Origin of the sequence: Acetobacter papayae (assembly GCF_047721125.1) — a bacterium.
Taxonomy (GTDB): Bacteria; Pseudomonadota; Alphaproteobacteria; order Acetobacterales; family Acetobacteraceae; genus Acetobacter; species Acetobacter papayae.
Window position 1 is genome coordinate 1 of the sequence record NZ_JBDNWF010000002.1, and the last position, 14,935, is coordinate 14,935.

Here is a 14,935-nt window from a genome sequence, read left to right on the forward strand (position 1 = left end):
GAACCTGTGACCCCCGCCGTGTGAAGGCGATGCTCTACCGCTGAGCTACGCACCCCGGTTTGTGAGGCTGTTCTTAGCCTGAGCGTTGCTGACTGGCAAGAGGGATAATTGTGGAATGTGAATTTTTTCTTTTATTTCTGTCCCATGGCCCCAATCCGCTTTCTGTGGGCTGTGCTTTCTCCTGGGACTGGCTCTGTCTTTCCGGGCTTCTTCTTCCTTTCCCTGTCCGAACGCGGCATTAGAACACATTAAATGCCCGAAAGTGGCATGCCCTGTGGCGGATAGCGGGTGGGAACGTGCTGGATAGTTTTGCTTTTCATGCAGGGCAGATGGTGGTGGCATTGCTGCTTGATGCCCTGCTCGGTTGGCCGGCGCTGGTTTTTGCTCGCATTGGGCATCCGGTAAGCTGGATCGGGCATGTGGTGTCAGGGTTAGACCGGAACTGGAACCGTGACGCGCTCTCCCCTGTATTGCGCAGGCTTGCTGGTGTGGCAGTTGTGCTGGTTGTTACCGGTCTTGCCGGGGGCGTTGGTCTGGGTTTGTGCTTCTTGCTGCCTCATAACGGCCTGGGGGTTCTGGCAGGAGGGGGGCTGGCATGGCCTCTTCTAGCCGCTCGCTCGCTTTATGTGCATGTTCTGGCGGTTGTTCAGCCTTTGAGTGCGGGAGATATGCCCGGTGCGCGCAAGGCTGTGTCCATGATTGTGGGGCGAGACCCGAATGTGCTGGACAGTGCGGGCATTGCCCGCGCTGCGGCGGAAAGTCTGGCTGAAAATACGTCCGACGGCGTGGTGGCACCGTTATTCTGGGGTGTGCTGCTCGGTTTGCCCGGCCTTTATGCCTACAAAGCCATCAACACCATGGATTCCATGATTGCCAACCGTACGCCCCGCTACAGGCTGTTCGGGTGGGCCGCGGCGCGGGTGGATGATGTGGTGAATATTGCGCCTGCGCGGTTGTCTGGCGTTTTATACGCGCTCGCCAGCGCCGCTCCTTTACGGGCATTCAGGGTCATGCTGCGTGATGCCCGGCGGCATCGTTCCCCCAATGCAGGCTGGCCGGAAGCCGCCATGGCTGGTGGGTTGGGTATTCGTCTCTCCGGTCCACGCCTGTATGCGGAAGGTCCCAGCCGCGACCCATGGCTGAATGATGGAGCCCCTGACCCCACACCAACTGATCTGGCTGCCGGACTGGTTCTTTACCGGCGGGTTGTGTTGCTGGCGACGTTGTTTCTGCTGATACTGTTTTTTACCGGCAGCCCGCTATACGGAGCAGGCCGGTAACATCGACATGGCGCTCAATATGCACGGCTAGCGCATCGAGTGTTTGTTCCATTTTTTCCGAGTAGCGCAATGTGGAGGGCTGTCCGCCTAGCCCTGCGATAAAAGCGGCGCGGAAGCGATCATCCGTAAACAGGCCGTGGAGATAGGTGCCGCAGATAAGCCCATCCGCCGACTGAGCGCCCTCCGCCCTGCCCTGCACGGTAGCAAACGGGCGAAGTCGGTCTGGCCCCTCCGTCGTGCCGAGGTGAATTTCATAACCGCATACCGGTTGACCGCTGGCAGCGTGAACGGCCTCTACCCGTCTGACATGTTTTTCCGCCAGCATGGTGGTTTCGACATTGAGTAGGCCCAGACCGGGCATATTGCCAGCAGGCCCTTCCAGCCCAAGGGGGTCGCTTACACTATTACCCAGAATCTGGTAACCGCCGCAGATACCTAGAACATGCCCGCCCCGTCGCACATGGGCAGTAATATCGATATCCCAACCCTGACTGCGTATAAAATCCAGATCAAGGCGGGTATTTTTCGTGCCGGGCAGAATAATCAGGTCACAATCTCCTGCGATCGCCTGCCCCGGCGCTATCATGGTCAGGTCAATGGCGGGCTCCTGTGCCAGAGGGTCCAGATCATCAAAATTGGCAATGCGTGAGAGCATGGGCACAGCCACTTTTATACGCCCACCAGAAGAGGTTCTGCGCAGATCGAGCGCGTCTTCCGCCGGAAGGGTGCTAGCGGCCGCAAACCATGGCAGAACACCAAAACCCGGCCAGCCGGTTTTTTGACGGATCAGGGCATAACCGTCATCAAACAGGCTTGGGTCCCCACGAAATTTATTGACGATAAAGCCTTTTACCATGGCAGCGTCAGTTTCAGGCAGAACAGCCTGTGTGCCTATGATCTGGGCAATAACACCGCCTCGGTCGATATCCCCTACAAGAATGACCGGCACATTCGCCGCACAGGCAAACCCCATATTGGCAATATCATTCTGCCGCAGGTTGACCTCGGCCGGGCTTCCAGCTCCTTCAACCAGCACCAGATCATAGGCTTCATGCAGGCGATGAAAGCTTTCCAGAACGGCTGGCATGAGTGCTGGTTTGAGTAAGGCGTAGTCGCGCGCCTGAACGGTTGCGCGCACCTGCCCCTGTACCACAACCTGACTACCCCGGTCGGATTCAGGCTTGAGCAGCACGGGGTTCATGTCCGTATGGGGTTCAAGCCCGCAGGCCAGTGCCTGAAGGGCCTGCGCGCGGCCTATTTCGCCCCCATTGGCAGTAACGGCAGCATTATTGGACATATTCTGGGGTTTGAAAGGGGCAACACGCAGCCCCCTCCGCAGGGCGGCGCGTGCAAGCCCGGCAACGAACAGGGATTTGCCCACATTCGAGCCGGTGCCCTGAATCATCAGTGCGGGCATGGGTAGGCGTCCTTAAAACTCGACGCCGGGCTGCGCCTTGATCCCGGCGCGGAACGGATGCTTGAGCAGTGTCATTTCGGTAACCAGATCGGCCAGTTCAATTAGTTCCGGCTTTGCGTTGCGGCCAGTCAGCACGACATGGGTCAAAGGCGGCTTTTCTTCACGCAGGAAGGCCAGTACGTCTTCAATGGGCAGGTAGTCATACCGCAGGGCGATATTGATCTCGTCCAGCAAAACCATACGGATTTCTGGGTTGCGGATCAGCTCCTTGGCTTTTTCCCAACCACGGCGGGCTGCGGCGATATCGCGCGCCTTGTCCTGAGTTTCCCATGTGAACCCCTCGCCCATAGCGTAAAACTGGCAGAGTCCACCAAAATGCGTCTCGATCAGCCGCCGTTCGCCAGTATCCCATCCGCCCTTGATAAACTGCACGACAGCGCAGGGCATTTCATGGGCGATACAGCGCAGGATCATACCAAAACCGGATGAGGATTTGCCTTTGCCCGCCCCGGTATGGACGATCACGAGGCCTTTCTCCCCTTCCTTTGTGGCCATCATCCGATCCCGTGCGGCTTTGATGCGCGCCATTTTCTGTGCGTGCTGGGCGGCATCATCCGTGGTGGTGGGTTCGTTTTGAGGCTGGGTAGAAGATGTTGGCATGAGTACGGAAGCTTCCGGTCCTGTCTGAGAATAGGCTCCAGCTTGACAGATGCGGCCTGCTAGCTCAATCCACTCAGGCTGGTTCCTGCGTCTGCCACCATGGCGGACATGGGCGAAGAGGGAATGCAGAAAGAAAGTGGGCCTGCCCGCTCTCCATAACGCAGCCGCCCCCGCGACCGTCAGCAGATCAGGTTTCCCCCAGAGCCACTGAGCGCAGGTTCGGGAAGGCGGGGAGGCCATGGGGGTTCGCGCCCGGATCTGTCAGCCGGGAGACCTGCCAGCACGGATTGAACGGACAGCCGGGGTGCGCTGTGGCCGGATATTCAGCCCTGTGCGCATGTCATGCGGGCTGGGTCTTGCCATACCCACGCCCTGCCCCATGACAGACAAGGGCGCAGCACAGATGGCCGCAGAAACACCCTCCGCTCAGACAATCCTTTATGTCTGTTCAACCTGCCGGGCTGGCGTGGCTCCAATAGAGGGGCAGCCTGTGGCGGGTGCCCGCCTGCTCGCCGCCCTGCAGGATGCCCAGGAGGCTTCTTCGGTCGACGCCGAAGATAAGCCCCGTCCGGTTATTCGTGCGGTAGAATGTCTTTCTGCCTGTTCACGGGGCTGCGCCATAGCCCTCGCCCGACCCGGTTCATGGACCTATATCTATGGCAATCTGAGCGAGGCCGATGTGGCGGATATTCTGCTGGGCGCTCAGGGCTACATAGCCAGTGCCGATGGCATTCCACCGTGGCGTGAACGCCCTGTCATTTTCCGCAAGCAATGCGTTGCCCGTATTCCTCCACAGGAGATTGCACCATGAACACTCTTGCCAAAATTCCCGTTACGGTTGTCACCGGCTTTCTGGGGGCAGGAAAAACCACCCTTATCCGCCATCTGCTGCAAAACCCCGGCGGACGCAGGCTGGCCGTGCTGGTGAACGAATTCGGCACGGTGGGTGTGGATGGCGAAATCCTGCGGGCCTGTGCGGATGAAAACTGCCCCGAAAGCGCGATTGTGGAACTGGCCAATGGCTGTATCTGCTGCACTGTTGCAGATGATTTCATCCCTACGGTTGAACAGCTCATGGCCCTGCCTCAGAAGCCTGACCATATCCTGATTGAAACCTCGGGTCTGGCGCTACCCAAGCCGTTGCTCAAGGCATTTGACTGGCCCTCCATCCGCTCGCGCATTACCGTCGATGGCGTGATTGCTCTGGCCGATGCGGAAGCGGTGGCAGTCGGGCGTTTTGCTCCCGACCCCGCCGCAGTGGACGCCCAGCGTGCGCAGGATGACAGTCTCGACCACGAAACCCCTCTGGCCGAAGTGTTTGAAGACCAGATTGCCTGTGCTGACCTCGTGCTGTTGACCAAGGCCGACCTTGTGGATGAGGCAACGCTGGAAGCCGCGCGTGCGGTTATTCTGGCCGAAGCGCCGCGCCCCCTGCCCGTTCTGCCCGTCCGTGATGGTGCGATTGACCCCACCGTTATTCTGGGCCTGAACGCAGCGGCGGAAGATGATCTGGCCGCCCGTCCCTCGCACCATGATGGTGAGGATGAACACGAACATGAGGATTTCGACAGCACGGTCGTAACCCTGCCCGAGATTGATGACCCCGAGGCATTGGCTCAGGCGATTATCCGCCTTGCACGCGAACAGGATATTCTGCGCGTCAAGGGGTATGTCGCGGTTCGGGGTAAACCCATGCGGCTTCTGGTTCAGGCTGTAGGGGCCAGAGTGCGCCACCAGTTTGACCAGCCATGGGGCAATCGCCCGCGTGAGGGGCGCCTTGTGGTTATTGCCGAGCATGACCATCTGAACCCGCAGGCCGTGCAGGCTGTTCTGCTCGGCGCGACCGCGCAGATACAGGCGGGCTGAAGCACAGGCGGGGCTAAGGGTAATGCATGTTATCTTCCGGGAAAACCGTGGCCTTGACGGGCTGGAGAATGCCACGGATCTCGGCCAGAGCCCTGCCCCGCTTGTTGTCCTGTCCTTTTCAGACAGTGACCTGAGTGCCTTTGCGGCAGGCTGGCAGGTTGGACAGGGCTCCCTGCCCGCGTTGCGCCTTGCCAACCTTGCCGCCCTTAAACATCCCCTGAGTGTCGATACCTATATCGAGCGTACTCTCGCCAACAGCAGGGCGGTGCTGGTGCGGCTGATTGGCGGCGCGGGATACTGGCGCTACGGGCTGGAACAGCTCAACGCTCTGGCCCGCTCTACCGGCATGGCGCTGGCTGTTATCCCTGCTGATGGCAGGGCTGACCCGACACTGGATGAGTTTTCGACCGTTCCTGCCGAAAGCCTGCGTAATCTTGCCCGGCTGTGTGACACAGGTGGGGCAGAGGCAGCCCATGCCGCACTCTGCTTGTTGGCGCAAACTGCAGGCATGCCCGCGCCGCCTGTGGCCCCAGTGCCTGTTATCCCGGATTATGGTTGGTACCAGCCCGGTATGGGCGTTATGCCTGCCCCGCCCGAGGGAGACCGCCCGCTTGCGGTTGTCGTATTCTATCGAGCGTATCTGACCAGTGCTGACACGGCACCCATTGATGCGCTGATAGAGGCCCTGCAAGTGCGTGGGTTTCGTGTCGCGGGTCTGTTTGCCCCCTCTCTTAAGGGAGCCGCAGCTCCATGGCTCCGTGCGGCACTTAGGCAGGCCAGCCCGGCCGTTATTGTCAACGCCACGGCTTTTTCCGGGCAGGATGCAGGGGGCTCTTCTCCACTGGATGCGCCGGGTTGCCCGGTTTTTCAGATCGCTCTTGCCACCAGCAGCCAGCAGGATTGGCAAGACGCCGAGCGTGGGCTTTCCCCAGCAGATCTGGCCATGCACGTTGTTCTGCCGGAAGTGGACGGGCGGATCATGGCTGGTGTTGCCAGCTTCAAGGCGCTGGAAACACCGGACGAGGCGCTCCAGTTCGCCCGGGCCATACATCAGCCTGTTCCTGACCGGATCGCGGCCATTGCGGACAAGGTGGCAGCTTGGCACAGGCTCGCCGTAACGCCTGCCCACCAGCGCGCCGTGGCGTTCGTGCTTTCCACCTACCCGGGCCGAACAGACCAGATGGCCCATGCCGTGGGGCTGGATGCCCTTGCCTCAACCGAGGCCATGCTGGAAACGCTGGCGGCGGAAGGCTATACACTTGCACAGGCGGGCGAGCCTCTGGCCACGGCCCTGTCAAGGCAGGAAGCCACATGGTCAGTCTCTGCATACAAGGCAGCACTTAAACGCTTGCCCGCTCTCCTGCGGGAGCAGCTTGAGCAGGTCTGGGGCGCGCCGGAGCACGACCCTGTCGTGCGCGATGGCATGTTTCACTTCGCGCTCACGCGCAGGGGCCGCATGTTGGTGGCTCTTCAGCCCGAACGCGGTCGTCATGCCGAGCGCGATGCGGATTATCACGACACCGCCCGTGTGCCTTGCCATGCGTATGTGGCGTTTTATCTCTGGCTGCATGAGCATGGCCTGCATGCTCTGGTGCATGTTGGCGCGCATGGCACGTTGGAGTGGTTGCCGGGCAAGGCTGTTGCCCTGTCGCAAACTTGCTGGCCGGAAGTGCTCTGCGGGGCCATGCCTGTCATTTATCCGTTTATCGTCAACGATCCCGGCGAGGCTGCACAGGCCCGACGGCGGATCGGGGCTCTTACCCTCGGACATCTGCCTCCCGCTATGGTGCAGGCCAATGTGCCAGAAAGTCTGTTGCATCTTGAACGGTTGCTGGACGAATACGCCACAGCCGATGGTCTGGACCCGGCTCGCCGCAACCGTCTTATCCCCCTTATCCGGGCAGAAGCCCGTGCTACTGGCGTGGAGGCTGATCTGGGGCTGGATACTGCGGCAAGCCCGGCAGAAGCCATGGTGCGGATCGACCGCTTTGTCTGCGACCTGAAAGAAAGCCAGTTTGGCGATGGCCTGCATGTTTACGGACAGGGCGAAGGCGAAAACCATGGCCTTGTGCGCGCACTGGCGGGCTTGCGGGTTGAAGCCGGGCCATCAGGCTCGCCCGCACGGGGGCGGACGGATGTTCTACCCACAGGGCGCAACCTGTATGCTGTGGACCCCCGCGCCGTGCCCAGCCGCGCGGCGCATGCGCAGGGGGTAAAGCTGGCGGAGGAACTGCTCCGCCGTCATTTGCAGGACCATGGAGACTGGCCAAAAGGGCTGGTTATCGATCTGTGGGGTTCCGCGACCATGCGCACGGCGGGGGAAGAATTCTCCATGGCGCTGCATCTTGCCGGGCTTGCCCCCATGTGGGAGCCGGGTTCGGAACGGGTATCGGGGTTTGAAATCCTGCCGCCCGTGCTGCTGGAGCGGCCCCGGATTGATGTCACACTGCGCGTATCGGGCCTTTTCAGGGATGTTTTTCCTGATCTGGCGCGGTTGTTCGATGTCGCAACCCGCGCGCTGGCCGAGCGTACGGGCGAGGATATGCTCAATAATCCTTACCGTCAGAGCGCGCCTCGTGTTTTTGGCCCGCGCCCCGGCACCTATGGTCTGGCCATGGAGGACCCGGCAGAACGGTTTGATGAGCAGAGCCGACAGGCTACGGGTGAAGCGTGGCTGAAAGCCTCTGAATGGAGCATGGACGCCACAGGCGCCATAAAGCGTGACCGCGCAGCGCTGGAAGAGCGGCTGCGGACGGCTGATACCTTCACCCATATTCAGGACCTGCCCGAAATGGATCTGTTGCTGGCCCGCGATTATGCTGCCCATGAAGGTGGATTTTCGGCGGCTATGGCGGCTCTGGGGCATGCTCAGCCTGCACTGTACCACCTTGATACAACCCGTGCCGGAGCACCACAGGCCCGTATTCTGGGCGAGGAACTGGCCCGCATTGTGCGCGTACGGGCGACCAGCCCGGTCTGGGCGGCGGGTATGATGCGCCACGGTTTTCGTGGGGCAGCAGAAATAGCGGCTACACTGGACAACTTGGCCGCCTTCGCCCATCTGACGCGGCAGGTGCCAGCACATCTGTTCGACCTGTATTTTGAAGCAACATTGGGGCGGGACGATGTGTCCGCTTTCATGGAGCGGGAAAACCCTATGGCTTTGGAGGCGCTGCGCACGCGTTTTCAAGCTCTGGCTACCGCAGGGCTGTGGCGGAGCCGTAGTAACTCCATTATTGCCAGACTGGATGCCCCCGGCTGATGTCAGGTTCATCCGCCCCCCTAATCAAAGGATGGTGCCCCGGCGCTCTTCGCCCCATGCTGTCAGGAGACGGGCTGGTGGTACGGGTGCGCCCACATGGTGGCTGCCTGTCGCGCGCGCAGGTTGGTGGACTGGCGGAACTGGCGCAGGCTTATGGGAATGGGCTGGTTGATTTTTCGGCCCGCGCCAACCTGCAACTGCGGGGCATAAAGCCGGAGGGGCATACCGCCGTGCTGGAGGGGCTTAACGCTCTGGACCTGCTTGATACTGACCCCGAGACAGAGTCAGCGCGCAACATCATGGTCACGCCGTTCTGGAAGGCAGATGATGGGACAATCGCACTGGCGCAGGCGCTGGAGAATAGTCTCCGACACGCCATAGTGCATGGCGGGCTACGCCTGCCGGGTAAATTCGGTTTTGCTATTGATTGTGCGGGCCCTCCGGTTCTGCGGCAGGCCTCGGCGGATATCCGTATCGAACGCACAGAGGCGGGCTCCCTGCTTCTCTATCCTGATGGTGCGCAAACAGGCAGGATGGTAGAGCCGCATAATGTGGTTGAACAGGCCATGGCGCTGGCAAACTGGTTTGTGCGCAGTGGTGGTGTGTGCAATGGCCGGGGGCGGATGGCCAGCCATGTGCGGCATATGCCTTTGCCGCCGGAATATAATACGCCTGTGCCGCTCGCCCCGCCTTTCATACCTGAACCCGGGATGACTTCAGCCGGGTGGATGGCGGGAGTGGCTTTCGGGCAATGCCATGCCTCAACGCTGTGCGCACTGTCCACCATGGCTCCCCTGCGCCTGACGCCATGGCGCATGATCGTTCTGGAGGGTGTGACACAGGCTCCTGATCTTGCGGAGCTTCTACAGGCCGGGGATGCCCGCCTGCGTGTGGCGGCCTGCACAGGGGCACCTGCCTGCCCGCAGGCGCTCGCACCCGTGCGTGCACTGGCATCTGATCTTGCGGCCCATGTGCCTGCCCACGCATTTTTGCATGTTTCGGGCTGTGCCAAGGGGTGTGCGCATCCGCAGGCGACCACACTGACACTGGTTGCGCAAAGCGGGGGGTTTGCTCTCATCCATCATGGCACTACAACAGACCAGCCCATAGCCAGAAACCTTTCACCCGAAAGGTTGCGCGCCCACCCCGAGCTGATGACCAAGGACTGATGCCCCACTGCTTTGAAACCGATGGCGCCGCCATCTACCGCCAGTCTTTTTCCATCATCCGGGCAGAGGCCACGCTGGACGGCCTGAGCCCGACTGAAGAACAGGTTGCCGTGCGCATGATCCATGCGGCCGGTATGGTTGGGTTGGAAAAAAATATCGTTTTTACACCCGGTATGGCGGAAACAGCGCGGTCAGCATTGCAGGGTGGCGCACCTATTCTGTGTGATGCTCGTATGGTTTCCGAAGGAATTACCCGCTCACGCCTGCCCGCACAGAACCGGGTGGTCTGCACCCTGCATGAACCCACGGTGCCAGACCTTGCGCAAAGCATGGGTACAACCCGGTCCGCGGCTGCCATTGAACTGTGGCGGCCCTTTCTTGCAGGGAGCATTGTTGCCATTGGCAACGCGCCGACAGCCCTTTTCCACCTGCTGAACATGCTTGAAGATCTCGCCTGCCCACGACCGGCCGCCATTATCGGCTGCCCGGTGGGTTTTGTGGGGGCGGCGGAATCAAAAGAAGCGCTGCTGGAAGATGCTCCCTGTCCCGCTCTGATTGTAAGGGGTCGGCTGGGTGGATCGGCCATGACGGTTGCCGCCGTCAATGCGCTGGCCTGCGACAGGGAGTAGCCGCATGGGCACGATCATATGCGTGGGACTTGGCCCCGGAGACCCGGATCTGATGAGCCGCAAGGCGGCCCGGCTGATCGAAGGTGGCCAGCATGTGGCCTATTTTCGCAAGGCGGGACAGTTGGGGCAGGCGCGCCGGATTGTGGAAGGGATGCTCCACCCGGATGTAACGGAATATCCTATGGAATATCCGGTTACGACAGAAATTGCCTTTGCCTGCGTTGACTATAACGACCTGCTGGCCAGTTTTTATGATGACTGGGCCGACCGGCTTTGCCAGATGGCGCAAAAGCACGATGTCATTGTCCTTTGCGAAGGAGACCCGTTCCTTTACGGTTCCTTCATTCACCTGCATGCCCGCTTGCAGGGGCGCTGCCCGGTAGAGGTTGTACCCGGTATTCCCGGCATGACTGGCTGCTGGCACGCAACGGGGCAGCCCATTACATGCGGGGATGATGTTCTGGCGGTCTTACCGGGTACATTGTCTGAAACAGCGCTTGTGCACCACATGAGTCAGGCTGATGCGCTGGTGATCATGAAAACAGGCCGTAACCTGCCAAAAATCCGCCGGGCGCTGGCCCAGACCGGGTTGCTTGAACGGGCATGGCTGATCGAACGCGGCACCATGCCCAACCAGCGGGTTATCCGGCTGGAGGAAGCCGCCGAGCAGGATTGCCCCTATTTTGCAATCGTGCTGGTGCATGGCAATGGTCGTCGCCCGGAACGGCGTCAACAGGTTGAGGCTATGGCAGGTGCTACTGACACAGATGGAACACAGCCATGAGCGGGAGTGTTGTTGTCGCGGGTCTGGGGCCGGGGGATCCACAACAGGTTACCCCGGAAGTGCAGAGGGCGCTCAATAATGCCACCGATATTCTGGGGTATATTCCCTATGTCGCCCGTATTGCGGCCCGTCCCGGTTTAACCCTGCACCCCAGTGACAACCGTGAGGAACTGCACCGCGCCCGTCATGCGCTGGAACTGGCCCGGCAGGGTCGGCACGCGGTTATTGTGTCATCAGGCGATCCCGGCGTATTCGCCATGGCGTCCGCCCTGTTCGAAGCGCTTGAATCCGGAAACTACGACACAAATACGGATATCCGTATTCTGCCGGGCATTACCGCTATGCTGGCAGCAGCGGCCCGGGCAGGAGCCCCCTTGGGGCATGATTTCTGCGCCATCAACCTGTCTGACAATCTCAAACCATGGAGCGTGGTCGAGCAGCGGCTACGCATGGCGGCGCGTGGTGATTTTGCCATGGCTTTTTATAATCCGCGCAGCAAAAGCCGCCCGCACCAGTTCGCTCATGTGCTGGAAATCCTGCGCGAAGAATGCGAAAGCCAGCGCCTTGTTATTTTTGCCCGTGCAGTCAGCACACCCGATGAAACCGTGCGGACAGTCACGCTGGCGCAGGCTACCCCCGATATGGCGGATATGCGCACGGTCGTTATTGTTGGCAACAGCCTGACCCGGCAGGTTGGTCGCTGGGTCTATACACCACGCTCTGTGGTGGTGCCTGCCTCCGCGCCATGAGCCAGCCAGTTCATGACAGCCTCTATACTATACCTGACCGCCCGGGGTGGCACAGCAGGTCGGTCGATCAGGATTACGGGCAACCCCAGAACCCGCGCGGCATCCAGCTTGGCGCGGGCACCTGTGCCTCCAGCATTTTTGGCGACGATATGCGTGATGGCGTGCGTGCGCAGCAGGGCGAGGTCTTCGGCCTCAGTAAACGGCCCGCGTGCAATTACGGCTTGAGCTCGTGGCAACGGCAGCGGCGTGTCGGGGGCATCAACCAGCCGCAGCAGATAGAAATGCTGGTTTTTATGGCTGAACGCGCTGAGTGTCTGTTTGCCGATAGCCAGAAACACGCGGGCTGGGCTGTCTGGCAAAGCCTGCACCGCCGCTTCAGTATTGGGCACGGACAGCCATGTATCGTCCGGCCCCGCCCGCCATGCCGGACGTTCCAGCGCACACAGCGCCACATTGGTCATGCCGCAGGCAGCAACCGCATTGGCGCTCATTTGCGCGGCAAAGGGATGGGTCGCGTCGATAACATGGGTAATGTTTTCGGCCCGCAGATAGGTGGCCAGTCCTGTCACGCCGCCAAAACCGCCAATCCGCGTTGGCAGGGGCTGGCTTACGGGTGCCGTCGTGCGTCCGGCATAGGAAAAAACGGCATTAGCTCCGCTATCCGCCAGAGCGCGTGCCATCTGCGAGGCTTCACTTGTGCCACCCAGCAGAAGGATACGTGGCATGTCTGAGCCTCTTCCCGGCACGGCATTTCCCTGGCTATCTGTCATTGGCATGGGGGAAGATAGGCTTGAAGCGCTGCCACCGGCAAGCCGTGCCGCGCTGGATGAGGCTGAGGTGGTTTTTGGGGCCCCCCGTCATCTGGCTCTGGCCGGGCTTGAGGCGTCTTCCCGTGCGCGGTTGTGGCCGGTGCCCTTTAGCGTAGAGCCGGTTCTGGCCCTGCGTGGGCGCAAGGTGGTGGTTCTGGCTTCAGGCGATCCATTCTGGCACGGCGCGGGGGGTAGTCTGTGCACACATCTCACGCCCGGAGAATGGCGGGCTTACCCTGCGCCTTCAACATTTTCATGGGTTGCAGCCCGTATGGGGTGGCGTCTGGAAGAAACACCCTGTCTGGGTCTGCATGCAGCACCTTTTGAGCGGTTGGTGCCAAGCCTGTACCACGGCGGGCAGGCAATATGCCTCCTGCGTGACAGTAAGGCGCCCGAAGAACTTGCCCACTGGCTGGAACAGCGCGGGTTCGGGCTTAGCACGCTGCATGTCATGGAAGCGCTGGGTGGGGCGTATGAGCGTATAAGAACCACACGGGCTAACAGCTTTGACCTGACGGATATTCAGGCCCCGGTGGCTGTTGCCCTGTCCATGACCGGGAGCGGACCTCATACTGCCGGGCTGCCCGCAGGATTCGGTCTGTCGGATGATCTATTCGCGCATGACGGGCAGATTACCAAAAGCCCCATACGTGCCCTCACCCTGTCCGCTCTGGCCCCGCGTCGGGGGGAAGTGCTGTGGGATCTGGGGGCTGGTTCGGGCTCCATCAGTGTGGAGTGGTGTCTGTCTGGCGGGCGGGCCTGCGCTGTTGAGCGTGATCCTGAACGCTGTGCACGCATACGCGCTAATGCAGCCCGGTTTGGCGTGGAGCATAGGCTGAGCGTGTTACAGGCGGATACAAACAGCACCCTGCCCCAAATGCTTCCCAGTGCTGTTTTTATTGGCGGCGGCGCGAGCGAGGCGCTGCTGGCGCGTGTGTGGGAGCAGGTGCCAGCGGGCACACGCTTTGTTATCAATGCCGTAACGCTGGAAACCGAAACGCTGCTGGCCACATGGCATGCCCGTGCTGGAGGAAGCTTGCTGCGGATAGAACTGGCGCACTCCCAACCTCTGGGGCGCATGCGCGGCTGGTCTCCCTCGCGTCCGGTTGTGCAGTGGAGCGTGATCCGATGAGGGTTGTAGGGTTTGGCCTGCGCCCCCATGCTCCACGCAATGCGTTGGAGGAAGTGCTGGCCCGTGTGCTGGATGCAGCCCGTGCTCATGATGGTAAGCCGCCTGTTCTGTACGCCATGGCCACTCTTGCACGTAGGGCGGAACACCCGGCCTTGCGGTGTCTGGCGCAGGCTTATGCGCTGCCTGTCATTGCGGTGGATGAAACCAGAGTGGTGGGGGTTGCTACCCCTACCCGCTCGGCGCGGATTGAAGCCCTTTTTGCCACCGGTAGCATAGCGGAGGCTACGGCCCTGCTGGCCGCGGGAGAAGGTGCGCGCATTATCGTATCACGTATCGTATCGCCTGATGGTACAGCCAGCGCCGCCATGGCCGAGACAGAAGGATTTATCAGGGCATGACCGTTCATTTCATTGGCGCGGGTCCCGGCGCACCTGATCTTCTGACCCTGCGGGGTGCCAAGCTGATCGCACAAAGCCCTGTCTGCCTTTATGCGGGTTCACTTATCCCCGCAGGGGTGCTGGAGCACTGCGCTGCGGGTACAAAGATCATTAACACCGCACCTCTGTCGCTGGATGAGATCATGACGGAAATCGTCTCGGCTCATGATCAGGGTCAGGATATCGCCCGGCTGCATTCGGGTGATCTGTCGGTCTGGTCCGCGATGGGGGAACAGATCCGCCGCTTGCAGGCGCTCGATATTCCCTACGATGTCACGCCCGGCGTACCGTCCTTCGCGGCGGCGGCCGCTGCACTGGATGTGGAACTGACCCGCCCCGGTGTCGCGCAATCCGTGGTGTTGACCCGCACCTCGGGCCGCGCCAGTGCCATGCCGGAGCGCGAAACCCTGAGTGCTTTCGCCCAGACCGGTGCAACACTGGCCATCCACCTGTCCGTGCATGTTCTGCCTCGCGTTATCAGCGAACTATTGCCGCATTATGGAGCCGACTGCCCCATAGCCGTGGTATGGCGGGCAAGTTGGCCGGATGAGAAAATTGTCCGCGCGACACTGGGCACGCTTGATACGGATATTGCCGAGCAGATGGAGCGTACGGCCCTTATTCTTGTCGGTGCCCCTCTGGCAGCCGGTGATTTTGAGGAAAGCCGCCTGTATGCCGCTGATTACGACAGGCGTTACCGCCCGGTTGGCACGCAGCCGCGCTTTCCGCAAACTCCATGAG

At 61.0% G+C, this 14,935-nt stretch carries 14 protein-coding genes and 1 riboswitch; of the genes, 11 read left to right on the forward strand and 3 right to left on the reverse strand.

Annotation, left to right across the window (positions count from 1 at the left end; genetic code table 11):
- Positions 1-296: 296 nt before the first annotated feature.
- Complete coding sequence (cbiB, locus tag ABF757_RS00855; protein WP_415480523.1) at positions 297-1,280, forward strand: adenosylcobinamide-phosphate synthase CbiB; 984 nt, start codon at positions 297-299, stop codon at positions 1,278-1,280.
- Here the strand turns inward: cbiB and ABF757_RS00860 are convergent.
- Together ABF757_RS00860 and cobO are read right to left on the reverse strand one after the other, a co-directional pair.
- The gene (locus ABF757_RS00860) at positions 1,246-2,697 is read right to left on the reverse strand and encodes a cobyric acid synthase (RefSeq protein WP_415480524.1); all 1,452 of its coding nucleotides are present in this window, start codon (positions 2,695-2,697) and stop codon (positions 1,246-1,248) included. The genes cbiB and ABF757_RS00860 overlap by 35 nt on opposite strands.
- A 12-nt stretch (positions 2,698-2,709) precedes the next feature.
- A complete protein-coding gene (cobO, locus tag ABF757_RS00865; RefSeq protein ID WP_025859961.1) occupies positions 2,710-3,357 on the reverse strand; it encodes a cob(I)yrinic acid a,c-diamide adenosyltransferase in 648 nt (215 codons plus the stop codon).
- A 63-nt stretch (positions 3,358-3,420) separates the two neighbouring features.
- A riboswitch (cobalamin riboswitch) is annotated at positions 3,421-3,653 on the forward strand.
- Positions 3,654-3,694: 41 nt separating this feature from the next.
- Here cobO and ABF757_RS00870 point away from each other — a divergent pair.
- From ABF757_RS00870 to cobJ, 7 genes are read left to right on the forward strand one after another with little or no spacing between them, the layout of a single operon-like run.
- Positions 3,695-4,168, forward strand: a complete 474-nt coding sequence (locus tag ABF757_RS00870; protein ID WP_415480657.1) for a DUF1636 family protein — start codon at positions 3,695-3,697, stop codon at positions 4,166-4,168.
- Positions 4,165-5,223 (forward strand): cobalamin biosynthesis protein CobW, encoded by a 1,059-nt coding sequence (gene cobW, locus ABF757_RS00875; protein ID WP_415480525.1) that lies wholly within the window; start codon positions 4,165-4,167, stop codon positions 5,221-5,223. Before ABF757_RS00870 ends, cobW begins: the two co-directional genes overlap by 4 nt.
- 22 nt (positions 5,224-5,245) lie before the next feature.
- Positions 5,246-8,485: a cobaltochelatase subunit CobN gene (gene cobN, locus ABF757_RS00880; RefSeq protein WP_415480526.1), complete on the forward strand. Its 3,240-nt coding sequence runs from the start codon at positions 5,246-5,248 to the stop codon at positions 8,483-8,485.
- Positions 8,485-9,654 (forward strand): precorrin-3B synthase, encoded by a 1,170-nt coding sequence (cobG, locus tag ABF757_RS00885; protein ID WP_415480527.1) that lies wholly within the window; start codon positions 8,485-8,487, stop codon positions 9,652-9,654. Before cobN ends, cobG begins: the two co-directional genes overlap by 1 nt.
- Positions 9,654-10,283 (forward strand): precorrin-8X methylmutase, encoded by a 630-nt coding sequence (locus ABF757_RS00890; RefSeq protein ID WP_415480528.1) that lies wholly within the window; start codon positions 9,654-9,656, stop codon positions 10,281-10,283. The genes cobG and ABF757_RS00890 overlap by 1 nt, the downstream gene beginning before the upstream one ends.
- A 4-nt stretch (positions 10,284-10,287) precedes the next feature.
- Complete coding sequence (locus ABF757_RS00895; RefSeq protein WP_415480529.1) at positions 10,288-11,067, forward strand: precorrin-2 C(20)-methyltransferase; 780 nt, start codon at positions 10,288-10,290, stop codon at positions 11,065-11,067.
- Complete coding sequence (gene cobJ / locus ABF757_RS00900; RefSeq protein WP_415480530.1) at positions 11,064-11,816, forward strand: precorrin-3B C(17)-methyltransferase; 753 nt, start codon at positions 11,064-11,066, stop codon at positions 11,814-11,816. Before ABF757_RS00895 ends, cobJ begins: the two co-directional genes overlap by 4 nt.
- Here cobJ and ABF757_RS00905 read toward each other — a convergent pair.
- A complete protein-coding gene (locus ABF757_RS00905; protein WP_415480531.1) occupies positions 11,774-12,541 on the reverse strand; it encodes a cobalt-precorrin-6A reductase in 768 nt (255 codons plus the stop codon). The genes cobJ and ABF757_RS00905 overlap by 43 nt on opposite strands.
- Here ABF757_RS00905 and cbiE point away from each other — a divergent pair.
- From cbiE to cobM, 3 genes are read left to right on the forward strand one after another with little or no spacing between them, the layout of a single operon-like run.
- Entirely contained in the window at positions 12,540-13,757 is a 1,218-nt protein-coding gene (gene cbiE, locus ABF757_RS00910; RefSeq protein ID WP_415480532.1) for a precorrin-6y C5,15-methyltransferase (decarboxylating) subunit CbiE, read from the forward strand. The genes ABF757_RS00905 and cbiE overlap by 2 nt on opposite strands.
- Positions 13,754-14,155 (forward strand): cobalamin biosynthesis protein, encoded by a 402-nt coding sequence (locus tag ABF757_RS00915; RefSeq protein ID WP_415480533.1) that lies wholly within the window; start codon positions 13,754-13,756, stop codon positions 14,153-14,155. Before cbiE ends, ABF757_RS00915 begins: the two co-directional genes overlap by 4 nt.
- Positions 14,152-14,934, forward strand: coding sequence for a precorrin-4 C(11)-methyltransferase (gene cobM, locus ABF757_RS00920; RefSeq protein WP_415480534.1), 783 nt, complete (start codon positions 14,152-14,154; stop codon positions 14,932-14,934). Before ABF757_RS00915 ends, cobM begins: the two co-directional genes overlap by 4 nt.
- Position 14,935: the final 1 nt, after the last annotated feature.

Bases quoted from the DNA above. Each gene is read 5' to 3' on its own strand.
- cbiE (WP_415480532.1), top strand. From the start codon at position 12,540: ATGTCTGAGCCTCTTCCCGGCACGGCATTTCCCTGGCTATCTGTCATT.
- ABF757_RS00870 (WP_415480657.1), top strand. From the start codon at position 3,695: ATGTCATGCGGGCTGGGTCTTGCCATACCCACGCCCTGCCCCATGACA.
- cobN (WP_415480526.1), top strand. From the start codon at position 5,246: ATGCATGTTATCTTCCGGGAAAACCGTGGCCTTGACGGGCTGGAGAAT.
- cobG (WP_415480527.1), top strand. From the start codon at position 8,485: ATGTCAGGTTCATCCGCCCCCCTAATCAAAGGATGGTGCCCCGGCGCT.
- cobW (WP_415480525.1), top strand. From the start codon at position 4,165: ATGAACACTCTTGCCAAAATTCCCGTTACGGTTGTCACCGGCTTTCTG.
- ABF757_RS00890 (WP_415480528.1), top strand. From the start codon at position 9,654: ATGCCCCACTGCTTTGAAACCGATGGCGCCGCCATCTACCGCCAGTCT.
- cobM (WP_415480534.1), top strand. From the start codon at position 14,152: ATGACCGTTCATTTCATTGGCGCGGGTCCCGGCGCACCTGATCTTCTG.
- cobJ (WP_415480530.1), top strand. From the start codon at position 11,064: ATGAGCGGGAGTGTTGTTGTCGCGGGTCTGGGGCCGGGGGATCCACAA.
- ABF757_RS00905 (WP_415480531.1), bottom strand. From the start codon at position 12,541: ATGCCACGTATCCTTCTGCTGGGTGGCACAAGTGAAGCCTCGCAGATG.
- ABF757_RS00895 (WP_415480529.1), top strand. From the start codon at position 10,288: ATGGGCACGATCATATGCGTGGGACTTGGCCCCGGAGACCCGGATCTG.
- ABF757_RS00915 (WP_415480533.1), top strand. From the start codon at position 13,754: ATGAGGGTTGTAGGGTTTGGCCTGCGCCCCCATGCTCCACGCAATGCG.
- cobO (WP_025859961.1), bottom strand. From the start codon at position 3,357: ATGCCAACATCTTCTACCCAGCCTCAAAACGAACCCACCACCACGGAT.
- ABF757_RS00860 (WP_415480524.1), bottom strand. From the start codon at position 2,697: ATGCCCGCACTGATGATTCAGGGCACCGGCTCGAATGTGGGCAAATCC.